This is a genomic window from Massilia putida (assembly GCF_001941825.1).
GTDB lineage: Bacteria > Pseudomonadota > Gammaproteobacteria > Burkholderiales > Burkholderiaceae_D > Telluria > Telluria putida.
This window is the reverse complement of the sequence record NZ_CP019038.1, coordinates 4,888,618-4,910,952: the sequence shown is the minus strand read 5'-3', so window position 1 is coordinate 4,910,952 and position 22,335 is coordinate 4,888,618. Positions and strand designations below refer to the sequence as shown.

The window sequence follows — 22,335 nt, the reverse complement described above, 5'->3', positions numbered from 1 at the left end:
GTTTCCCCTTGGTAAATGGATACGTTTTGTTCGAGCCTGCAATTTTAGCAGGCTGCTACGGCGCGTGCTGCGTAGCCGCATGGCCGACTTGTTCCCGCGCGTCATCAGGCCGTCACAACCGTTACTTACTATCCGCATGCCATTTTTACACTGTTGCGCTTTTGCAATCACAACCTCTGGAAAAATCATGCCCACGACGTTTCGCTTGACGCTGATCGCCCTCGCCGCCCTGGAATTGACCACCTTCTGCGCCCATGCCGCGGAACCCGACCTGCCCGCCCCTGCCCCGGAGGGTGCGCCGGCGCCGATGCAGATCGTGGAAGTGACGGGACGGGGCCAGACCCGGCAAGTCCAGAATATCACCCGCGCCGACCTCGCGCAGGCCGTGCCCGGCACGAGTCCGCTGAAAGTGCTCGACAAGCTGCCCGGCGTCAGTTTCCAGTCGGCCGATCCGTTCGGCGCGTACGAATGGTCGACGCGCATCTCGATCCGCGGCTTCAGCCAGAGCCAGCTGGGGTTCACGCTGGACGGCATCCCGCTGGGCGACATGAGTTACGGTAACAACAACGGCCTGCACATCAGCCGCGCGATCTCGGCGGAAAACCTGGGCCGTATCGAAGTGTCGCAGGGCGCGGGTGCGCTCGGCACGGCGTCGACGAGCAATCTCGGCGGCACGGTCCAGTTCTTCACGCTGGATCCGAGCGAGACGCGGGGCGCCACGTTCGCCCAGACGTTCGGCAGCGATTCGACGTCGCGCACGTTCGTCCGGCTGGACAGCGGACGCTTCGACGGCGGCACGAAGTTCTATCTGAGCGGCACGCGCCAGCGCGCGGAAAAGTGGAAGGGACAAGGCGACCAGAACCAGGACCAGTTCAACGGCAAGTTCGTGCATGCCTTCGGCGACAACACGCTGTCCGGCTTCCTGAACTATTCCAAGCGCGTGGAGATCGACTACCAGGACCTGTCGCTGGACATGATCCGCCGCCTCGGCTTTGACTGGGACAATTACGCGCCGGACTGGCAGCGCGCCGTGAACGCGGCCAAGGGGCAATACAGCGGCGGCGTCAACAATATGGACGATGCCTATTACCAGGCCAGCGGCCTGCGCCGCGACTGGCTGGGCGGCGTCGCGCTCGACCTCGCACTGACGCCGTCTTCACGCCTCAAGACAACGGTCTACCATCACCAGAACGAGGGCCAGGGCCACTGGTACACGCCGTACACGGCAACGTCGCCCACGATGCCCATCTCGATCCGCACGACGGAATACAAGATCAACCGCGACGGCGTGCTGGCAGACTGGAGCTGGGAAGGCAACGGCCACACGGTGGCGGCCGGCTTCTGGGCCGAGCGCAACCTGCACACGCTCACGCGCAATTTCTATGCGGTCAACGGGCCGTCCGACACGAACACGTTCCTCAGCAATCCGATGTCGACCGGCTTCAAGCAGGACTTCACGACCACCACGACGCAATACTACCTCCAGGACACGATCGCGCTGCAGGACCGCTTGACGCTCTCCGCCGGCTTCAAGAGCCCGAAGGTGCACATCGACGCCGTCAATCGCGTCGGCTCGCGCGCGCAGGGTGCCATCACGGCCGAGAAATCGTTCCTGCCGCAGGTGGGCCTGAACTACAAGGCCTCCGACAACCTGGAAGGGTTCGCGTCCGTGTCGCGCAATATGCGCGCGTATCAGCCGGGCGTGTCGGGTCCGTTTTCGCAGACGCAGCAGGCATTCGACCTCGGCACGCCGAACCTGAAGCCGGAGACGTCGACGACGGCCGACCTGGGCGTGCGCTTCCGCCAGGATGCCCTGCAAGGCTCGGTGGCCGTGTACCACGCCGACTTCAAGGACCGCCAGATGAGCGTGGCCGCGTGCGCCGGCATCGTCGGCTGCCCGAGCACGTTCGTCAACGTGGGCAAGGTCGAGACGAAAGGCCTGGAAGCGATTGCCGTCTGGAAGTTCGCGCGCGAGCTGGCGTGGTTCAACTCGTTCACGTACAACGATTCGCGCTACAAATCGAACTACACGGACAACGGCAAGCCGGTGCAGATCGACGGCAAGCGCGTGACGGACACGCCGCGCACGATGTTCGCGACGGAGCTCGCCTACGAAGGCAGCGCCTGGTTCGCGCGCCTGGGCGGCAAGTACACGGATAAGCGCTATTACACGTACACGAACGACGCGGGCGTGCCGTCGTTCTGGCTGGCGAACCTGTCGGCCGGCTGGCGCATGAAGTCGGTCGGCATGCTGAAGGACTTGTCGCTGCAGGCGAACGTGAGCAATCTGTTCGACAAAAAATACCTGAGCACGATCGGCTCGAACGGCTTCGTCACGAGCGACCCGAACGGCACGTTCGCCACGATGCTGGCGGGCGCCCCGCGCCAGTTCTTCGTGACGTTGAGCGGCAAACTGTAACCGGGGTCAGAGCCCGATTTTGGGTTCTTTCCCAGTTGCCATTGCCAAAAACCGGGGTCTGACCCCGGTTTTTGGCAACAAAAAAGCCGCCGGCTTTGCAGCGGGCGGCTTTTCGTTTCGGCAGCAGCGCAAGGCGCTGCACATCCAAATTAACGCTTCGAGAATTGCTTTGCGCGACGTGCTTTGCGCAGACCAACTTTCTTACGCTCGACTTCACGGGCGTCACGGGTGACGAAACCGGCACGTGCCAGGTCGCCCTTCAGGCCTGCGTCGTAGTCGATCAGTGCGCGGGTGATGCCGTGGCGCACTGCACCTGCCTGGCCGGACTCGCCGCCGCCATGCACGTTGACCTTGATGTCGAAACGCTCGACGTTGCCGGTCAGTTCCAGCGGTTGACGGATGACCATCAGGCCGGTTTCGCGCGAGAAGTATTCGGCGGCCGGTTTGCCGTTCACGATGATCTGGCCGGTGCCAGCTTTGATGAACACACGGGCCACTGCACTCTTGCGACGGCCGGTGCCGTAGTTGTAGTTACCGATCATGTCAGTTCCTTACTTAGATTTCGAGTGCTTTGGGTTGCTGGGCAGCGTGCGGGTGGGTGGCTTCCGCATACACTTTCAGCTTCTTGATCATTGCGTAGCCCAGCGGGCCCTTCGGCAGCATGCCTTTGACGGCTTTTTCCAGGGCGCGGCCCGGGAAACGCTGTTGCATTTTCAGGAAGTTGGTTTCGTAGATACCGCCCGGGTAGCCCGAGTGACGGTAGTACTTCTTGTCGTTGGCTTTGGTGCCGGTCACGCGCAGTTTGCCTGCGTTGACGACGACGATGAAATCACCGGTATCGACGTGCGGAGTAAATTCCGGCTTGTGCTTGCCGCGCAGTCGGAGTGCCACTTCGCTGGCAACACGTCCGAGGACTTTGTCCGTCGCGTCAATCACGTACCAATCGCGCTGGACTTCATGGCCCTTAGCGGAAAAAGTTTTCATGTTGACTTCCTAATATAGGGTAGTAATGCTCGAATGGTGGTTCCGCGGGCGATACTGCTTCGCGGACTCTGCCTTATTGTCTTTTCCCGAGCAAATGGAAAGCCCACGACTATATCCGATTCCATACCCGACAGTCAAGCCGCCCCCGCCCGCGCACCGGGGTGGAGACAACGCAAAGACATCCGCGCTGGATCATGCAATTTTGCAACTTTTCATTGACCGCAAAATCCATGCCAAACTAGTATGATCCGCATCGAAGAGGAGACCGCTTGTTGAAATCCATCCTGCTCCTGGGCGCACTGCTGATGACCGCCGCTCCATCCACGCCGGCCGCGGCTGCCACGCGCAGCTGCCATCTGCCCGGCGTCGAGGAAGCCCTGCGCTGCCTGACCCTGCCCGTCCCGCTCGAACCCGGCAAGCCCGCCACCCTGAACCTGCACGTGACGATCGCCCCCGCGCTGCGCCAGGGCGCGCGGCCGGATCCGCTGTTCGTGCTGGCCGGCGGCCCCGGCGAAGCGGGCAGCGACGTATTGCCCCTGCTGTCCACCGCGTTCAAGCGCGTGCGCGCCACGCGCGACATCGTGTTCATCGACCAGCGCGGCACGGGATTGTCCGGCAAGCTCGAATGCCCGTCCGACGTCGACGAAGATGCGAAGTTGAGCGATCCGGAGGCCGACGCCGCCATGCGCCGCTGCATCGCGTCCAGCCGCGCCCCGTTCGCCGCCTACACGACGGCCGCGGCCGCGCGCGACATCGACGCCGTGCGCCGGGCGCTGGGCTATGAAAAGATCAATCTGTGGGGCGGCTCGTACGGCACCCGCCTCGCGCAGGCGTATGCGCGCGCCTACCCGGCCGGCGTGCGCACGCTGCTGCTCGACGCCGTCGCCGCGCCCGACCAGGTGATCCCGGCCGGCGGCCGCGACGCCCAGGCCGCGCTCGACCAGTTGTTCGCGCAGTGCGCCAAGGATGCCGCCTGCGCCCGCGCCTACCCGGATCTGCGCGCCGAATTCGACGCGCTCGTCGGCAAGCTCGATGCGGCGCCCCTGACACTGAACCTGCCGGATCCGCGCACGGCGCGCCAGGTCGACGTCACGATGACGAGCGCGCGCCTGCTCGACACCGTGCGCAACATGCTGTATTCGCCGGCCGACGCGCGCCGCCTGCCCTTCCTCGTGCACAGCGCCAGCCAAGGCCGCTGGCAACCGTTCGTCGCGCGCCGCAACCTGGCCGCCGACTTTTCCCCGAGGACTCGCCGGCCACCTTGCTGCACCTGGCCGTCGTCTGCGCCGAGGACATGCCGCGTTTTACGCCCGCGCTGGCGGCGCTTGATGCGAGCCCGCTGACGCGCACCCTGGGCGACCGCCTGCGCGGGCTGTGCCGCACGATGAACGTGCCGCCCGTGCCGTACGTTGCGCCCGCGCGCATCGACGCGCCCGCGCTGCTGCTGTCCGGCGCACTGGACCCCGTCACGCCGCCGCGCCGCGCCCGGGAGGCGGCCCGCTACATGGCTAAAGCCCAGCTGCTGACGGCGCCCAACGTCGGCCACGGCGTGTCGCAGCTGGGCTGCGCGCCGCGCCTGCTGCGCGCCTTCCTCGACCGCCCCGACGCAAAAGTCGACGGCGCCTGCCTGAACGAGATCCCGGCCCCGACCTTCCAGCTCGGCAGCGCCGGACCGCAACCCTGAACATGGGTCCCATATGATCGAAGCACACGAAGTCCGCAAACAGTTTGGCGCCGTCCAGGCATTGGGAGGCGTCAGCTTCACGGCGCGCGACGGCCAGATCACGGCCCTGCTGGGTCCCAACGGCGCCGGCAAGACGACCTTGCTGCGCACCCTCGTCGGCATGCTGAAACGCGACCACGGCACCATTCTGGTGGACGGCGTCGACCCGGAACGCGATCCGCTCGCGGTGCGCGCCAACATCGGCTTTCTGACCGACCAGTTCGGGCTGTACGAGCGCCTGTCCACGCGCGAATACCTCACGTATTTCGGTGAGCTGAACGGCATGGAAGACGCCACGCTGCGCCGGCGCATCGACGAGGTCGCGGAGATGCTCGCGATGGACGACATCCTGGAACGCCGCAGCAAGGGCTTTTCGCAGGGCCAGCGCATCAAGGTGGCCCTGGCGCGCGCCATGCTGCACCGCCCGCGCCATCTGCTGCTGGACGAGCCCACCCGCGGCCTGGACGTGATGAGCACGCGCGCCGTGCGCCATGCGCTGTCCACCCTGCGTGCCGAGGGCTGCTGCGTGGTGATGGCCACGCACGTGATGCAGGAAGTCAGTCACCTGTGCGACGACGTGATCGTCATCGCCAAGGGCCATACCGTGGCGCAGGGCACGCCGGCGGACCTGTGCCGGCGTACCGGCATCGCCAACCTGGAAGACGCGTTCGTGCGCCTGGTCGGCACCGACGAGGGGATCGTCTCATGACCGCCCCGCATCGACAACTCAAGTTCTTCGTCGTGTTCAAAAAAGAGTTCAGGGAATCGCTGCGCGACAAGCGCTCGCTGGGCCTCCTGGCCTTGTTCACCCTGATGTACCCGATGCTGCTGGGCGTCCTGCTGCACCAATGGATCGACCGCGCGACGAAGCCCGAGCGCGAAGGCATCGTGCTGGCCGTGATCGGCGGCGCGCAGGCGCCCACGCTGATGGCCCAGTTGAAGCAAAAGAACGTCACCATCCACGACACGCCGCCGCTGGACGAAGCCGCGATCGGCGAGCTGCTGCGCGCCCGCAAGGCCGCCGCCGTGCTGCGCCTGCCCGGCAAGTACGCGAGCGACTACGAAGCGATGCGGCCGGCGCGCATCGAGCTGTGGTTCGATTCGTCGACGGAGCAGGATGGCCGGCGCGACGTCGAGGACGTGCTGAACGCCTACGGCGCCAACGTCGCCAGCGCGCGCCTGCTGGCGCACGGCGTGTCGCCGGCGGCGCTGTCGCCCGTGCAGGTGCAGCGCTACGACACGGGCACGACGGCCGCGCGTTCGGCCGGCGTCATCGGCGGCATCCTCGGCTTCCTGTTCTTCCCCGCGTTCATCTGCGGCCTGTCGGCGGCGGTCGATTCCACGGCGGGCGAACGCGAACGCCGCTCGCTCGAGGTGCTGATGGCGCAGCCCGTGCGCACGTGGGAACTCGTCGCCGGCAAATGGCTGGCCGCGGCGGCGCTGGCCGTCATCGGCATCACGCTGGAACTGATGCTGGCGCATGCGATCCTGTCGTGGATGCCGCTGGAAGAAATCGGCATGACCTGGCGCGTGAGCTGGGGGCGGCTGCTGCTCGTCTGCCTGGCGTCCGTGCCGCTGTCGCTGTTCGCGGCCGGCATGCAGATCGCGGTGGCGATGAACGCACGCTCGTTCAAGGAAGCGCAGAGCGTGCTGTCGATCGTGATGCTGGTGCCGATGCTGCCGGGGCTCGCCGTGTCGATGCTGGAACTCAAAACGGCGTCGTGGATGTACCTCGTGCCGATGCTGTCGAACCAGACCCTGTTGCGCGAAACGGCCAAGGGCGGCGACATCGGCCTGCTGCCGTTCGTGCTGACGTTCCTGTGCTCGGCACTGGCGGCGTGGGCGGCCGTCGCGTTCGCCGCGTGGCGCATGAAGAGCGAGCGCTACGTGCTGGCCGTCTGAAAGGGAATGACCCTCGCGTCAGCACGGCGCGCCGCGCTGGCTTAGAATGGATGTCTTCACACATCTACCAAAGCGGAGAAATCGATGGAAGTCAAAGTCAGCTGGAACGGACCGTCCGGGATGAGTTTCCGGGCCGAGACCGGCTCCGGCCACCTGGTCAACATGGATGGCGCCCCCGAAGGCGGCGGCCACAACCTGGCGCCGCGCCCGATGGAAATGGTGCTGCTCGGCACGGGTGGCTGCACCGCCTACGACGTCGTGCTGATCCTCAAGCGCAGCCGCGAGGACGTGCGCGGCTGCGACGTCACGTTGACGGCCGAGCGTGCCGAGACCGACCCGAAGGTGTTCACGAAGATCCACTTCCACTTCATCGTCACGGGCCGCAACCTCAAGCCGGCGACCGTCGAACGCGCCGTCAACCTGTCACACGACAAGTACTGCTCGGCGTCGATCATGCTGGCCAAGACGGCCGAGATCACGCATTCGTTCGAGATCGTCGAGGCGTGATCGTCCGAACGGACGATGACGCCGTAGGGTGGACGGCTCGTCATTGAGTCCCGCGGACTCAATGACTCCACGCGGTGATACGTACCGCTCAATCCGTCGAAAACGCTCACGGCGCCGGTTTTCTACCACGGCATGAAAATGTCGCGTGAACGCGTGGCCGGCGGCAACGTCGCCGATCGTTCACGCCGTCGGGTGCAGCCAGCCAATCAAATTATCAGATGTAATACGCCGTCGTCGTCATCACCTTGGACATGGCGCGCATCGCCGCCTTGACCGGCAACGGCATCTCGGCGGCGCCCATCGCCTCGGCCTTGGCGCCGTGCGCGATCTCGTCGTCGCGCATCTGGGTGACGATCGCGCGCGACTTCGCGTCGTGCGGCGGCAGTTGCTCGAGGTGGCTGTTCAGGTGGGCCTCCACCTGGCGCTCGGTCTCCACGACGAAGCCGAGGCTGACGGCGTCGCCCAGGCGCGACGCGGCCAATCCCAGCGCGTAGGCGGCGGCATACCACAGCGGATTCAGCAGGCTAGGCTGCGAGCCCAGCTCGGCCAGGCGCTCGGCCGTCCAGGCCAGGTGGTCTTCTTCCTCGCGTCCGGATTGCGCGAACTGCGCGCGCATGGCGTTCGTGGAGGCACGGCGGCCCTGGGCATCGTACAACGCTTGCGCGCACACTTCGCCCACGTGGTTCACGCGCATCAGCCCCGCGCTGTGGCGCTGTTCCTGCGCATTCAGTTCGCAGTCCGGCGCCGACACGCCCGGATTCGGACGCGCGGCCTTAGCGACGCCGCCCACCACGCGCAACGCCTTGTCGAAACCGGCGATCAGGTGGTCGAGGGGGGTGATGTTTCGGGTTGCGGTTGCCATGGATCGCCTTATTCAGCTCAGGTTTTCGATAAGCCGAATTATATGCCCTCCGCGGCTGCCCCTCCGTCACGTGTCTTCTGCGCAAGCTTCTGCGCTTCGAGCCAGTCGTGCAGCGGCCCGGCCACGTCCAGCTTCGAAATATTCTTCGCCACGCCCAGATTCAACTCCAGCAGGAACGGGATCGAATCGGCCGGCACGTCGGTGCAGGTGGACGTGAAGGCTGCCATGTAGCGCTCGGACTGCACGATCGGCAGTACCCGCTGTCCGCTCATGAATTGCAGGATGCTGGTGATCGTGTGGCCGCCGCCGATCGTGTGGTAGATGAACCGGTTGAAGTCGCGGTCGACGGTCTTGAAATCGATGGCTTCTTTCGTCATCAGCCCGGCCAGGTAGTACAGGCCGACGGTGACGCGGAACCAGTCCGTCGACTCGGCCCGGGTGCGGCCCTGGCGCGTGACGGCCAGGATCTTGTCCTTGATGAGGGTATCCATGGAGCCATTATGCGCCCGTCACGATATCACGGGCAATGTTGCCAAAGTAGACAGAAAGCATGCCGTACCGTATGCTGGCCTGCATCCTGCTCCCGCTTTTCTGCACTCTGGACTTGTGAAAACGCCGTGTATCGCACGGCTGCTGCCGCATCAGCTCGTTTTTAATACAATGCAACAGTCATGAAATGCGTGCATTGTCACGTGCAACGGGAGTGTCCATGGAATTACAAATCCGCAACCTGTCCAAGACCTATGCCAATGGCGTGGTCGCACTGGACAAGGTCACGCTGAGCATCCCGCCGGGGATGTTCGGCCTGCTGGGGCCGAACGGCGCCGGCAAGTCGACCCTGATGCGGATCCTCGCCACCCTGCAAGAGTGCGACAGCGGCTCCGTCTTCCTGGACGACATCGACGTGCTCGACGAAAAGGACGAGGTGCGCCGCCTGCTGGGCTATCTGCCGCAGGACTTCGGCGTGTACCCGAAAGTGACCGCGTACGAACTGCTCGACCATTTCGCGCAATTGAAAGGCCTGTCGCAGCGCCACCGCCGGCGCGAAGTCGTCGACGCCCTGCTGCAGCAGACCAATCTGTTCGAGGTGCGCAACCAGAAGATGGGCACCTTTTCCGGCGGCATGCGCCAACGCTTCGGCATCGCCCAGGCCCTGCTCGGCGACCCGCGGCTGATCATCGTCGACGAGCCGACGGCCGGCCTCGACCCGCAGGAACGGGTACGCTTCCACAACCTGCTGTCCGACATCGGCGAAGACAAGACCGTGATCCTGTCCACGCACATCGTGTCCGACGTGGCCGACCTGTGCGCCAACATGGCGATCATCAACAAGGGCCACGTGCTGCTGTGCGGCGAACCGGTCCGCCTCATCGAAGGCATCGAAGGCAAGATCTGGGCGCGCGTCGTGAGCAAATCGGACCTGCCCGCCTTCCAGAAGCGCCACACCGTCATCTCCACGCGTCTGCTGTCCGGACGCACCTTGATCCACGTGTACGCCGACCGCTATCCCGGCGACGACTTCGAGCCGATCCATCCGACCCTGGAGGACGTCTACTTCGCCACCATCGCCGGCCGCCACAACGACCTCGCAGGGAACTGCTGATTCATGGGCGCGCTCTTCGCCATCGCCGGCTTCGAGGCCAGGCAGCGCCTGAAGCTGCTGTCGACCTGGGTGTATTTCTTCGCCTTCTTCGCGCTGGCCCTGCTGTGGATGGCCGCCGCGGGCGGCGTGTTCAAGGAAGCCTTCGTCTCGTTCGGCGGCCGCGTCCTGATCAACGCGCCGCGCCAGATCGCGCTGAGCGTGGCCTTCCTCGGCTCCCTCGGCGTGATCGTGGTCGCCGCGATGACGGGCCGCTCGGTGCAACAGGACTTCGAGTACGAGACGCACCACTTCTTCTTCAGCGCGCCGATCCCGAAATACGCCTACGTGTTCGGCCGCTTCCTCGGCGCGCTCGCCACGCTGGCCGCCGTGTTCTCCTCGATCCTGTTCGGCACCCTGCTGGGGGCCGCGCTGCCCGGCATCGATCCCGCCCGCGTCGGGCCCTATTCGGTGGCGGGCTATCTGCTTCCCTACTTCCTCACGCTGCTGCCGAACCTGTTCATCTTCGGCGCCATCTTCTTCGTGCTCGCGGCGCTCACGCGGCGCATGCTGGCCGTGTACGTCGCCAGCGTCGTCATGCTGATCGGTTACATCGTCGCGCCGTCGCTGGCGCGCGACCTCGATTACAAGACGCTCGCGGCGCTGATCGACCCGTTCGGCACGACGGCGCTGATCCGCCTCACCGAATACTGGAGCCTCACGGAACGCAACACGTTGCAGGTCCCGTTCGCCGGTGTCTACCTGATCAACCGCGCGCTCTGGTCGGCGTTCTCGCTCGTCGTCCTGCTGCTCGGCTACTGGCGCTTCAGCTTCGTATCGACGCCCGCCGGCAAACGCGGCCAGGCGCGGCCCGAACCGGAAGCGGCACCGCAAGCGCCGTCCAGCATGGCCGATATGCACGAGACGCCCGACTTCGCCGCGCGCAGCCTCGCCGTGCTGCTGGCGAAATCGGGCTGGCTCGCGTTCCGGGAATCCGTCAAGAACGTCTACTTCGCCGTGATCGTCCTGGCCGGCATGCTGACCCTCGTCGTCAGCTCGCTCGACCTGGGCGCGATCTACGGCACGAAGACGTACCCCGTGACGTACTTGGTGCTGGAACTGATCCGCGACGTGTTCGCGCTGTTCCTGCTGGTCGTCACGACGTTCTATGCGGGCGAAATGGTGTGGCGCGAGCGCGAGGCGCGCATGGCGCAGATGCTGGACGCGCTGCCGGTGCCCAGCTGGCTGCCGCTGGCGGCCAAGACCATCGCCCTCGTCGGCCTGCAGGCGCTGCTGCTGCTGGCTGCGATGGTATGCGGGATGGGCATCCAGCTGGCGCGCGGCTACCTGACGCTGGAGCCCGGCCTGTATCTCACCACGCTGTTCGGCATCCTGCTGCCCCGCTACGTGCTGCTGGCCGTGCTGGCGATCGCCGCCCAGGCCATCCTGAACCACAAATACCTCGCCTACTTCGCGCTGGTGACGTATTACGTCATCACGCTGTTCCTCGGCGGTTTCGGCCTCGACCACCCGATGCTCGTGTACGGCGCGCTGCCGGACGTGACCTATTCGGCCATGAACGGCTTCGGCCACTACCTGTCGCTGCAGCGCGCGCTGCAAGTCTACTGGGGCGGCGCCGCCATCGTCCTGTTCACCCTGGCGCTCGTGCTGTGGCCGCGCGGCGTGAGCGACACCTTCGCCGAACGCCTGCAACTGGCGCGCCGCCGCCTGACGCCCGGCGTGCTAAGCGGGTTCGCGGCCGGCATCCTGATCTTCGCCGCCAGCGGCGGCCTGCTGTGGTACAACCTCGTGCACCTGGGCGCCTACCAGACGGCCTGGCACAAGGAACAGGTGCGCGCCGACTACGAATTGCGCTACAAGCGCTACGCCAAACTGCCGCAGCCGCGCGTCACGGACGTCGGCCTGCAGGTCGATATCCATCCCGCCGCCCGCACGCTCAAGGTGCACGGCTTCTACCAGCTGGAAAACCGCACGGGCGCCCCGATCCGCGACGTCGTCCTGTTCCAGAAGCCCGGACCGGCACTGCGTCCCCGCTTCTCGCAGGCGGCGCGGCTACTGCGCGCCGATCCGCAGCACGGCTTTTATCACTACCTGCTGGCGTCCCCGCTGCAGCCGGGCGCGCGCGTGGCGCTGGAATTCGACCTGCTGGACGCCCCCGGCGGCGTGCTGGGGCTGGGCCGCGACACGGCCGTCGTCGGCAACGGCACCTTTTTCACCAATGAGATCCTGCCGCACGTCGGCTACCAGCCCACGTACGAGCTGGAGGACGACCGCGACCGCAAGCGCCACGGCCTCGCGCCGCGCGAACGCATGGCCGCGCGCGAGGACGAGGCGGCGCGCGCGAACAACTACATCGCCAACGACGCCGACTGGGTCCGCTTCGACGCCGTCGTCAGCACGAGCCCGGACCAGACGGTCGTCGCGCCGGGCACGCTGGAACAGGAGTGGATGAGCGGCGGCCGGCGCTGGTTCCATTACAAGGCCGACAAGCCCGTGCTGAATATGTACACGTTCCAGTCGGCCCGCTACGAAGTGCGCCACGACCGCTGGCAGGACGTGACGATCGACGTGTATTACCATCCGGGCCACGAGTTCAATGTCGACCGCATGATCCGCGGCGCCAAGGCGGCCCTCGAATACGGCACCAAGCACTTCAGCCCCTACCAGAACCGCGAGCTGCGCATCGCGGAGTTCCCCCGCTACGCGTCGTACGCGCAGGCGGCGCCGGGCACGATTCCGTTCTCGGAAAGCGTCGGCTTCATCGCCAAGGTCGATCCGGACTCGCGCAAGGACATCGATTATCCGTACTACGTCAGCGCGCACGAGGTGGGCCACCAGTGGTGGGCGCACCAGATCGTCGGCGCCGACGTGCGCGGCGCGACCGTGCTGTCGGAAAGCCTGGCCGAATACACGGCGCTGATGACGATGAAGAACACGCTCGGCTCCGGCAAGATGCGGCGCTTCCTGCGCTACGACCTCGAGGAATACCTGATGGGCCGCGCGCGCGAGAACAAGAAGGAGCTGCCGCTCGCGCAGAACGAGAACCAGAGCTACATCCACTACCACAAGGGCAGCCTCGCGATGTATCTGCTGCAGGACATGGTGGGAGAGGATGCCGTCAACGGCGTGCTGCACGGCCTGCTGCTTGAGTACGCGTTCAAGGGGCCGCCGTATCCGACCGTGTCGACGCTGGTCGAGCGCCTGCGGGGCATCACGCCGCCGGACAAGGCCTACCTGATCGACGACCTGTTCGAGTCCATCGTCCTGTACGAGAACCACGCCGACAGCGCGACGGCGCACCGCCGGCCGGACGGCAAATACGAGGTCGAGATCCGCGCCACGGCCGGCAAGGTGCGCGCCGGCGACCAGGGCGAGGAAAAGGCCCAGCCCCTGCACGACTACATCGAATTCGGCGTCGACGACCAGGACGGCAATCCGCTCGCGCGCGAGCGCCGGCTCGTGACGCAGGCCGACCAGCGCGTCGTGCTGGTGGTCGACGGCCGTCCGGCGCGGGCCGGCATCGACCCCGACAACAAGCTTATTGACAGGAAGCCGACAGACAATATGCAGCCTGTCGACATGCACTGAACTTCACGTTATGATCTGGTCACAATACTCTGCTAGGAGAACCCCATGTCCAACGCCCAGGTCGCCGAATTGGCCGCCCAGATCCAGCAACTGTCTCCCGAAGACAGGCATGAACTGCTACGACTGCTCATGGTGGACAGTGACGACGGCGACCAGGATGCCGACGAAGCCTGGCGCAACGAAATCGTGCGCCGTGTGAAGGCGATCCGCAACGGCGAAGCGGCCATCCGCGCGCTGCAGGAGGATTGGCGCGAATAGTGCAGTTGGCGAACATATAAAAAAACCGCGATGCCAAAGGGTCGCGGTTTTTTTTATATATACGCGTCATTCCCGCGTAAGCGGGAAGAGTGTTCCCGGCACCATTCCTCCATACCGAGTCCCGGAACCCGGTAAATTCACAATAAAGCGCCCTCTTCGAATTCGTTGCTGCAGCATGGGGGAACACCCGGTGGGCTGGTCAGTTCTTCCATCGACGACGCCGTCTCTTCCAGCGAGCCGGCCTGCTGCTCGGTGCGCGCGGACAGGCCCTGGTTGCCGGAATTGATTTCGCCGGACACGATGGCGATGGCGTCGGTGCCGGCGCGCACGCGCGTCACGATGTCCAGCAGCGAGTCGTTCATGTCCTTGAGCGCGCCGATCAGCTCTCCGGTCCCGTCCTTCGAACGCACCTCGACGCGCGCCGTCAGGTCGCCCCTGGCCACCCGCTTGGCGACGTGCACGGCATAGGCCAGCGGCGCCGTGATGTTCCGGGCCAGCCACAGCACCAGCACGGCCGCCAGCACGACGGCCACGATGCCGCCGCCGCTCAGCGTCATCGACATGGTTGACGCCAGCTCGGCCGTCGTCCTGGCGCGTTCGCTCATCAGGCCCGCTTCCTCGGCCTTGATGTCGGCCACGAGCTTGCGCATCGCGTCCATCGACTGCTTGCCCTTGCCGACATGTTTTCCGCCGCATACGGGCGAAAAAAAGCCGCGGACGCGCCGCGGCTTTGATACGACCGGCAATGTTTATTCGCCGGCGACCGCCTTCTTGGTCGCCGTGGCGCGCTTGGCCGGCGCTTTTTTGGCCGCGGCCGTCTTGGTTGCCGCCTTCGCCGCAGGTTTCGCGGCGGTCTTCGTCGCCGCGGCCTTGCGCGCGGCCGGCTTGACGGCGGCCGCCGCTTCCGCGCCGCTGTCGGCCTCGTCGGCCGCATCCTTGCCCTTGGCGGCGCCCGGCTTGGCCTTGCGCTCCTCGAACTCGAAGCTGATCTTGCCGTCCTTGCCGCGCACGAGGAAGGCCTTGAACGACCGGCGCGTGCGCTGCGACACGAAGCCCGGCAACAGATCGGTCTTGCCTTCGTTCAGCAGCTTGGCCATCTGCTCGGGCAGGATTTCCTGCTGCAGAATGATGCGGCTGCTGCGGAAATCGCAGGTCTTGGGCTTGGCCACGGTATGTTCGCAGACATAGGCGAGGCCCATCTCGTAGACGTTGCCGTTGCATTTCGGGCAAGGGCCGAGCGGCGTCTGGCCGGTGAAGTCGACGCCCTCGCCGTCTTCGCCCTCGTCCTGGTCCTGGCCGAAGTCGAATTCCAGCTTGTAGTTGTGGATGTCCTCGTCGCGCACGATGCGCAGGATCGCGGCGAACGGCCGGCCCATCTTCGAGCGGAAGCCCTGGAGCGGGCCGATCGTGCGTTTCTCCAGCAACTCCTCGACTTCCTCGATCTCGAACTGGCGCCCGCCCGGCACCTTGCTCATCGAGAAATCGCACTTGGTGCAAGCGAAGCGGCGGTAGTTTTCCTTGACGACGCCGCCGCAGTTCGGGCACGGCGTGCGCAACGTGGCGTACTCGCCCGGGATCGTGTCGTTGTTGTATTCCTTGGCGCGCTTGACGATGATCTCGGTCATCTGGGCGATCTCGCGCATGAACTCTTCGCGCGAAATCTGGCCTTTTTCCATCTGCGACAGCTTGTATTCCCACTCGCCCGTCAGCTCCGGCGCCGTCAATTCGTTCACCCCCAGGCCGCGCAGCAGCGTCATCAGCTGGAACGCCTTGGCGGTCGGGATCAGCTCGCGCCCTTCGCGCAGCAGGTATTTTTCCGTCAGCAGACCTTCGATGATCGCGGCGCGCGTTGCCGGCGTGCCGAGGCCCTTGCCGGCCATGGCGTCGCGCAGCTCGTCGGAATCGACCAGCTTGCCCGCGCCTTCCATCGCCGACAGCAGGGTCGCTTCGTTGTAGCGTGCGGGCGGCTTGGTGACGAGGCCGTTGGCATTGACCTTCTCGGCCAGCACCTGCTCGCCCTTCGCCACCGGCACCAGGCTGGCGCCATCCTTGTCGTCGCCCGTCGTGTCCTTGCCGTACACGGCCAGCCAGCCGGGGTTGGTCATCACCTTGCCCTCGGTCTTGAACTGGTGACCCTGCACTTCCGTGAAGCGCGTGGTGACGAGGAATTCCGCGGCCGGGAAGAAGACGGCCATGAAGCGGCGCGTGACGAGGTCGTACAGCTTCTGTTCCGGCTCGGACAGGTTCTTCGGCACGACGCCCGTCGGGATGATCGCGAAGTGGTCCGAGATCTTGCTGTTGTCGAAGATGCGCTTGTTCGGCTTGACCCAGCCCTTGTCCAGGATCTGCTTGGCGAACGGCAGATAGTTCGAATTGCCCTTCAACACTTCCAGCGTGGACTTGACCGTGCTCAGGTAGTCTTCCGGCAGCGCGCGCGAATCCGTACGGGGATAGGTCAGCACCTTGTGCTTTTCGTACAGCGCCTGGGCCAGGCCCAGCGTGTTCTTGGCCGAGAAGCCGAAGCGGCCGTTGGCTTCGCGTTGCAGCGACGTCAGGTCAAACAGCGCGGGCGCCATCGACGTCGTCGGTTTCGATTCCTCAGTGACCTTGCCCTGCTTACCCGTGCACGCGGCGACGATGGCCTCGGCGGCGGCCTTCGACCACAGCCGCTCGGCGCGCTTCTCGGGATCGTTCTCGTCCTTCTTGAAATTCGTGTCGAGCCAGCGGCCTTCGTACATGCCGGCGGCGCAGCGGAATTCCGCGCGCACTTCCCAGTAGTCGCGTGGCACGAATTTCTTGATCTTCTCTTCGCGCTCGACGACGATCGACAGGGTCGGCGTCTGCACGCGGCCGACGGTCGTCAGATAAAAGCCGCCTTCCTTCGAGTTGAAGGCGGTCATCGCGCGGGTGCCGTTGATGCCGATCAGCCAGTCCGCTTCCGAGCGGCAGCGCGCGGCGTCGGCCAGCGGCAGCATTTCCTTGTCGCTGCGCAGGTGGGCGAAGCCGTCGCGGATGGCGTTCGGCGTCATCGACTGCAGCCACAGGCGCTTGACGGTCTGCTTGGCCTTGGCGTTCTGGGCGATCAGGCGGAAGATCAGTTCACCTTCGCGGCCCGCGTCGCATGCGTTGATCAGGGTGTCGACATCCTTGCGCTTGATCAGCTTGTTCAGCACTTTGAGGCGCGACTCGGTCTTCGCGATGGGGTTCAGCGCGAAGTACGGTGGAATCATCGGCAGGTGCGTGAAACTCCATTTGCCGCGCTTGACGTCGTACTCCTCGGGCACCGCGATCTCGAGCAGGTGGCCGACGGCGGACGACAGGACGTATTCGTCGGATTCGAAATACTCATCGTGCTTCGTAAAGCCGCCGAGCGCCTTGGCGATGTCGTTCGCCACGGAGGGTTTTTCGGCAATGATGAGGGCTTTGGTCATATATGATTTCTCGTACTTGTTCTTGGCTTGGCTCGCGCATCATACATGAGCCTTGGACGCGGTCGGCTCGGTAAGCCGGCCATTTGATAGCTTCTTGGTAACAACTGGCAGGTAGCGGCCAATGATAAGCGGGTTGCCGCGCAATCCGCAAGTAGACTGTGCCTGTGTGCGTCTTGCGGCAACCCGGCCAGGCTGCTCCGAAAAATACGCTGGATCTTGCTTTACCGCAAGAAAAAACGGGGCCGAAGCCCCGTTTTCGTATTCAAGATTGCACTGCAGTCAATGCAGGAGGCGCGGCGCCGCGTCTTCCTCGTCCGACCCGAACAGGTCGTCGAACATCAGCGCATCCGGCTCCTTGCCCTGGCTCCACAGGAGCATCAGGACGATGATCTTGAGCTTGCCCAGGGTGACGGGCGACTCGTCCAGCGCCAGCGCGCGTTCGATGACGATCTCGCGTTGCGACGCCGTCAACAGACCGGCCAGTTCGAGGAACTGGATGAAGCCGACGGCGGCGCTGCCGAGCGTGTCGGTTTCCTGGGCGATGTAGAAGCGCGTGCCGCTCGATTCGAGGGCTGGATTGGTGGTCCCGGCCATTTCCCTCAAACCGTTCAGCCAGTCCAGCGCCTCGGAAATTTCGATATCGTCGAAGCCGACGGCGGACAGTTTACGTGCCAGGGCCTCCGGCTCGGGGCAGGCATCGGGACGGTAGTACGTCTCGTAGAGGTAGACTAGGATGTCGAACATGGTGACGCTACTGTAGCAGCTAAACTCCCGGCGGCACAAGTGCGTCACGTGCGCCACTGCCGTCCGGAAACATCAGCGTTGTTTATCGGCCTTATCGGATTCTTCAGCTTAATTTCCGCCCATTATCGCTTAAATACGCGCTGCACGAGGCCGCCCGGCAGCCGTTCGACACGTCCCGCCATTTCCAACACGAGCAGGCATGCAGACATTTCTCCTATGGACCAGCCGAGCCGGGCGAGCAGCGCATCCGGTTCGACGGGGTCGTGGCCGAGGGCGTCCAGCAGCGCCGATTCGGCCTGCATGCCGGAACCGCTTTCCGCGCTGTTATCGATCTTGATATCTGTTAACGAAATATCTGGCGTGGATAACCGGGCCGCCTGCAGCGCCAGCAACGGCGACAGCGCGAGCGCTTCCAGCACGTCGCGCGCCGTGTCGACGAGCTTGGCGCCCTCGCGGATCAGCATGTGGCAGCCCTTGGCCAGCGCCGCATGGATCGAGCCCGGAATCGCGAACACGTCACGTCCCTGCTCGGCCGCCTGGCGCGCCGTGATCAGCGAGCCCGACTGCGCGGCCGCCTCGACGACGAGCACGCCGGCCGACAGACCGCTGATGATCCGGTTGCGCTTGGGAAAATTGCCGGGAACGGGCGGCGTGCCGACGGGGTATTCGCTGACGACGCAGCCCGCATGGGCGATGCGTTCGCACAGGGCGCGGTTGCGGGCGGGATAGACCAGGTCGGGGCCGGTGCCGACGACGGCGACGGTCCCGCCGCAGCGGCGCAGCGCGCCCTCGTGCGCGGCGGCGTCGATGCCGAGCGCGAGGCCGGACACGATGCACAGCCCGGCTCCGGACAACGCCTCCGCGAACGCCTGCGCGTTCGCCCTGCCCTGCACGCTGGCATTGCGGCTGCCGACGATGGCGAGACACGGTCCGGCCAGCAGCTGCGCATGCCCTCTAATATAAAGAAGCAACGGCGGGTCGGGGATCCGGGCCAGCAGTTCGGGATAGCCGGGCTCGCCCAGCGCGAGGACGTGGTGGCCGGGCTGGTCGAGCCAGTCGAGCGTGGCGTCGAGCAGGCGGCGCGTGGCCTCGGGAGGCGGTTGCAGCAGCGCGTGCGCCTGGGCCGGGCTCACGTGGGCAGCGAGCGCGGGGAAGTCGGCGCCGAACACGGCGTCCGGGCTGCCGAAGGCGTCCAGCAGCGTGACGGCCGTGCGCGGACCGATGCCGGCGGCACGCTCCAGGCGGAGCCAGGCTGCCAGGGAGGAGGATCGTGCAGGCACTGCGGTGAGGTCCGTGTCCTGCACGGTGGAATTACTCCGGTGATTTCGCGACGTCGCCGATCTGCACCGGTGCCGTCACCTCCATGACCAGGCCGTACGCGACGTGGCCGAAAACCCGGAAGATGAACAGTTCGCCGTATTGCTCGTCCGGGAGCCTCAGTTTGGCCTTGCCGAACCCGAGGAAGCCTTTGCTTTCCGGGTCCGTCATGGTCTGCCCGAGATGATAAAGCTGCAGCACGGCGCCGACATCGAGTCCGTCAAGCGTGCCCCGATTGACAGTCACGACCTGGTTCTGCGACGCGTAATTCGATTCGGACGCGAGCGCCATCACGCGCGCCGCCACCGGCTTCGCCGGCACGTGCGGCACGTAGTTGCGCAGCGGCGTGGGCGGCGTCGGCAACAGGCGGTCGCCGATGCCCATTTCCTTCACGGAACGGGTGACGACGAAGGTGTGGACGTCCGTGCCCGGCCCCGCTTCCTTCACGAGGCGTGCCGTGCCGATATAGGCCGCCTCGTGGGCGATGACCTTGTTCGACTCCGGATCGACCAGTTCCTTGCCCGGACGGAAGACCTGGAAGCTGGCCGCCCCGTCGAGCGCACCGCGCACATAGATGCGGTCGCCTTCACCGAGGTACAGCCGGTCTTCCTGCGCCGCGACGATGCGGGCCGCGCCGGCCAGCGCTTTGGCCTCGACGACGAGCGGCTGGGTCAGGAACGGTTCGATCGCGCCGGCGGGGATGGCGGGCACGGCATTGGTCTCGTCCATGCTTTCCGTACGCAGCTGCGGGGACAGACGCACGACGGGCGGCTCCCCGGCGGCCGATCCGGTGCCCGGCTTGTTCAGCGTGAGACGGCCATGGGCCCGGTCGAAATAGACGATCTGGCCCGGATAGATCCAGTGCGGATTGCGGATCTCGTCGCGGTTCATGCCCCAGACCTGGGGCCAGCACCACGGGTGCTCGAGGAAGGCGCCGGAAATATCCCATAGGGTATCGCCCTTGACGACGACGTGCTGGTCGGGCGCGTTCGGGCGGAACGAACAGGTAATGGCGGCCTGGGCCGGAATGGTCGCGAGGAGGGCGAACGCGGCCGTGGCGGCGGCGCGGATCGCGAGCGACCGGGCTGCGCCTGTGCTAAAATTTTTCATTGGAGAGTCCGTAAAGTGCCGTATCGACACGGGTGCTACGCCACCTCGGCCGGCAACAACGCAGGAACCAGACGGCTCTTCGACCGCGCAGCGGATCATGAAGGGTCGCAATAGTTGCCTTACTGAATCAAATTCTGCCGAGAAATCCCTGAACTAGCAAGATAAACCGCACCCGGGAGCGGGGGCGGCGTGTTGCGTTTATGCCTGCGCAGCCCAATATACCGATTACCGATTGACTTCGAATACACAGCCATGGCCTTACTGAACATCCTCCGCTACCCCGACCCGCGCCTGCACAAGGTCGCCAAGCCGGTCACCGAATTCGGCGACCGCCTCCACAAGCTGGTGGCGGACATGGCCGAAACCATGTACGACGCCCCGGGTGTGGGCCTGGCCGCCACGCAGGTCGACGTGCACGAGCGCGTCGTCGTCATCGACGTGACCGAGACCAAGGACAATCTGCTGGTCTTCATCAACCCGGAAATCGTCTGGGCCAGCCCGGAAAAGCAAGTCTACGACGAAGGCTGCCTGTCGGTGCCGGGCATTTATGACGGCGTCGAGCGCCCGGCGCGCGTCAAGGTGCGCGCCGTCGACCAGCACAACAAGCCGTTCGAGCTCGAAGCCGACGGTCTGCTGGCCGTCTGCATCCAGCACGAGATGGACCATTTGATGGGCAAGGTCTTCGTGGAATACCTGTCGCCGCTGAAGCGCAACCGTATCAAGACGAAACTGCAGAAGGAAGAGCGCGACATGCAGCGCTCGGCCGCCCGCCGCGCATGAGCAAGGAGAAAATGAGGGTCGTCTTCGCCGGCACGCCGGAATTCGCCGCCGTCGCGCTGCGCGCCCTGCTGGACGCCGGTTTCGAGGTGCCGCTCGTGCTGACCCAGCCGGACCGTCCGGCCGGCCGCGGCATGCAGCTGCAGGCCTCAAGCGTGAAACAGGTTGCCGTCGCGCACGGTATCGAGGTGTTGCAGCCGCTGTCGCTGCGCATGGACGCGAAAGATCCTCAGCGTGCGAGCGAAGCGCAGGCCGCGCACGCGCGCCTGCTCGCGACGGACTACGATGTGATGGTCGTGGCCGCCTACGGCCTGATCCTCCCCCGCTCCACGCTCGACATCAAGCCTTGCATCAATATCCACGGCTCCATCCTGCCCCGCTGGCGTGGCGCCGCGCCCATCCACCGCGCGATCGAAGCGGGCGATGCGGAAACGGGCGTCACGATCATGGAGATGGAAGAAGGCCTGGACACGGGCCCGATGCTGCTGATCGAGCGCATCGCCATCGAGGACACGGACACGACCGGCAGCCTGCACGACAAGCTGGCGGCCCTGGGCGGCCGCATGATCGTCGACGCTCTGCGCAAGATGGAGCACGGCCAATTGGAAGCCGTGCCCCAGCCGGAGGACGGCGTCACGTATGCCGCCAAGATCGGCAAGGAAGAGGCGAAGCTGGACTGGTCGCTGCCGGCCACCCTGCTGGCGCGCAAGGTGCGCGCCTTCAACCCGTTCCCGGGCGCGCATGGCCAGGCGGGCGCGACAACGGTCAAGATCTGGAACGCGCAACCGGCCGATGGCCGCGGCCAACCGGGCCAGGTGTTGCAGGCCGATGCCCAGGGCATCGTCGTGGCCTGCGGCACGGGTGCGCTGCGCTTGACGGAATTGCAAAAGCCGGGAGGCAAGCGCCTGGCGGCGGCCGAATTCCTGAAAGGTTTTTCGTTCGACGGCCTCGCGTTCGCCTAAAAGACGGGCCGCAATAAAGAAGGGCATCAGCCGGTTCGCGCCGGGTGATGCCCTTCTGTTTTCTGTACATCTATTCATTGGGACTTCGTAGTGAGGCCCCGGCCTCACATACTCCCGATGGCATCCCGTTCCGGGCATCAGGCCTGACCAC

General features: G+C 65.4%; 19 protein-coding genes and 1 pseudogene. 11 read left to right on the top strand and 9 right to left on the bottom strand.

Going from position 1 to position 22,335, the window contains the following annotated elements; translation table 11 throughout:
• The first annotated feature begins 187 nt into the window (after nt 1-187).
• Nucleotides 188-2,419: a TonB-dependent receptor gene (locus BVG12_RS24045; RefSeq protein ID WP_075794588.1), complete on the top strand. Its 2,232-nt coding sequence runs from the start codon at nt 188-190 to the stop codon at nt 2,417-2,419.
• A 149-nt stretch (nt 2,420-2,568) separates the two neighbouring features.
• Here the strand turns inward: BVG12_RS24045 and rpsI are convergent, their stop codons facing one another.
• Both rpsI and rplM read right to left on the bottom strand, forming a co-directional pair.
• Complete coding sequence (gene rpsI, locus BVG12_RS24040) at nt 2,569-2,961, bottom strand: 30S ribosomal protein S9 (RefSeq protein ID WP_028102305.1); 393 nt, start codon at nt 2,959-2,961, stop codon at nt 2,569-2,571.
• 13 nt (nt 2,962-2,974) lie between these two features.
• Nucleotides 2,975-3,403, bottom strand: a complete 429-nt coding sequence (rplM, locus tag BVG12_RS24035; RefSeq protein ID WP_036235400.1) for a 50S ribosomal protein L13 — start codon at nt 3,401-3,403, stop codon at nt 2,975-2,977.
• A gap of 269 nt (nt 3,404-3,672) precedes the next feature.
• Here rplM and BVG12_RS24030 point away from each other — a divergent pair, with 269 nt between their 5' ends.
• The 5 genes from BVG12_RS24030 (at nt 3,673) to BVG12_RS24015 (ending at nt 7,535) form a co-directional block, all read left to right on the top strand.
• The gene (locus BVG12_RS24030) at nt 3,673-4,746 is read left to right on the top strand and encodes an alpha/beta fold hydrolase (RefSeq protein WP_229503700.1); all 1,074 of its coding nucleotides are present in this window, start codon (nt 3,673-3,675) and stop codon (nt 4,744-4,746) included.
• A complete protein-coding gene (locus BVG12_RS35290; protein WP_229503699.1) occupies nt 4,698-5,087 on the top strand; it encodes an alpha/beta hydrolase in 390 nt (129 codons plus the stop codon). The genes BVG12_RS24030 and BVG12_RS35290 overlap by 49 nt, the downstream gene beginning before the upstream one ends.
• A 13-nt stretch (nt 5,088-5,100) precedes the next feature.
• Nucleotides 5,101-5,835: an ABC transporter ATP-binding protein gene (locus BVG12_RS24025; protein ID WP_075794587.1), complete on the top strand. Its 735-nt coding sequence runs from the start codon at nt 5,101-5,103 to the stop codon at nt 5,833-5,835.
• Nucleotides 5,832-7,028 (top strand): ABC transporter permease, encoded by a 1,197-nt coding sequence (locus tag BVG12_RS24020; protein ID WP_075794586.1) that lies wholly within the window; start codon nt 5,832-5,834, stop codon nt 7,026-7,028. The genes BVG12_RS24025 and BVG12_RS24020 overlap by 4 nt, the downstream gene beginning before the upstream one ends.
• An 84-nt stretch (nt 7,029-7,112) precedes the next feature.
• Nucleotides 7,113-7,535, top strand: coding sequence for an OsmC family protein (locus BVG12_RS24015; protein ID WP_075794585.1), 423 nt, complete (start codon nt 7,113-7,115; stop codon nt 7,533-7,535).
• Between the two features lie 214 nt (nt 7,536-7,749).
• Here the strand turns inward: BVG12_RS24015 and coq7 are convergent, their stop codons facing one another.
• Both coq7 and BVG12_RS24005 read right to left on the bottom strand, forming a co-directional pair.
• Nucleotides 7,750-8,397: a 2-polyprenyl-3-methyl-6-methoxy-1,4-benzoquinone monooxygenase gene (coq7, locus tag BVG12_RS24010; RefSeq protein WP_075794584.1), complete on the bottom strand. Its 648-nt coding sequence runs from the start codon at nt 8,395-8,397 to the stop codon at nt 7,750-7,752.
• 38 nt (nt 8,398-8,435) lie between these two features.
• Entirely contained in the window at nt 8,436-8,888 is a 453-nt protein-coding gene (locus BVG12_RS24005) for a hypothetical protein (protein WP_075794583.1), read from the bottom strand.
• A gap of 218 nt (nt 8,889-9,106) precedes the next feature.
• On the opposite strand from BVG12_RS24005, the gene BVG12_RS24000 reads away from it, so the two are divergent.
• The 3 genes from BVG12_RS24000 to BVG12_RS23990 are packed head-to-tail and all read left to right on the top strand — an operon-like array spanning nt 9,107 to nt 13,843.
• Nucleotides 9,107-10,000: an ABC transporter ATP-binding protein gene (locus BVG12_RS24000; RefSeq protein WP_075794582.1), complete on the top strand. Its 894-nt coding sequence runs from the start codon at nt 9,107-9,109 to the stop codon at nt 9,998-10,000.
• Between the two features lie 3 nt (nt 10,001-10,003).
• Nucleotides 10,004-13,585: a M1 family aminopeptidase gene (locus BVG12_RS23995; RefSeq protein WP_075794581.1), complete on the top strand. Its 3,582-nt coding sequence runs from the start codon at nt 10,004-10,006 to the stop codon at nt 13,583-13,585.
• A 45-nt stretch (nt 13,586-13,630) separates the two neighbouring features.
• Nucleotides 13,631-13,843 (top strand): addiction module protein, encoded by a 213-nt coding sequence (locus BVG12_RS23990; RefSeq protein ID WP_075794580.1) that lies wholly within the window; start codon nt 13,631-13,633, stop codon nt 13,841-13,843.
• Nucleotides 13,844-14,037: 194 nt separating this feature from the next.
• On the opposite strand, the pseudogene BVG12_RS23985 reads toward BVG12_RS23990, so the two are convergent.
• The 5 genes and pseudogenes from BVG12_RS23985 to BVG12_RS23965 all read right to left on the bottom strand — a co-directional run.
• A pseudogene (locus BVG12_RS23985) lies at nt 14,038-14,394 on the bottom strand (HAMP domain-containing protein); the annotation flags it as partial.
• A gap of 198 nt (nt 14,395-14,592) precedes the next feature.
• The gene (locus tag BVG12_RS23980; RefSeq protein WP_075794578.1) at nt 14,593-17,274 is read right to left on the bottom strand and encodes a DNA topoisomerase III; all 2,682 of its coding nucleotides are present in this window, start codon (nt 17,272-17,274) and stop codon (nt 14,593-14,595) included.
• Between the two features lie 279 nt (nt 17,275-17,553).
• Nucleotides 17,554-18,018: a Smg family protein gene (locus BVG12_RS23975; RefSeq protein WP_075794577.1), complete on the bottom strand. Its 465-nt coding sequence runs from the start codon at nt 18,016-18,018 to the stop codon at nt 17,554-17,556.
• A gap of 122 nt (nt 18,019-18,140) precedes the next feature.
• Nucleotides 18,141-19,298 (bottom strand): DNA-processing protein DprA, encoded by a 1,158-nt coding sequence (gene dprA / locus BVG12_RS23970; RefSeq protein ID WP_229503698.1) that lies wholly within the window; start codon nt 19,296-19,298, stop codon nt 18,141-18,143.
• Between the two features lie 31 nt (nt 19,299-19,329).
• Complete coding sequence (locus BVG12_RS23965) at nt 19,330-20,445, bottom strand: LysM peptidoglycan-binding domain-containing protein (RefSeq protein WP_075794575.1); 1,116 nt, start codon at nt 20,443-20,445, stop codon at nt 19,330-19,332.
• A 252-nt stretch (nt 20,446-20,697) separates the two neighbouring features.
• Here BVG12_RS23965 and def point away from each other — a divergent pair, with 252 nt between their 5' ends.
• On the top strand, nt 20,698-21,225 hold the full coding sequence (gene def / locus BVG12_RS23960; protein ID WP_075794574.1) for a peptide deformylase: 528 nt from the start codon (nt 20,698-20,700) through the stop codon (nt 21,223-21,225).
• An 11-nt stretch (nt 21,226-21,236) separates the two neighbouring features.
• The gene (fmt, locus tag BVG12_RS23955) at nt 21,237-22,184 is read left to right on the top strand and encodes a methionyl-tRNA formyltransferase (RefSeq protein ID WP_075794573.1); all 948 of its coding nucleotides are present in this window, start codon (nt 21,237-21,239) and stop codon (nt 22,182-22,184) included.
• The last annotated feature ends 151 nt before the right edge of the window (nt 22,185-22,335 follow it).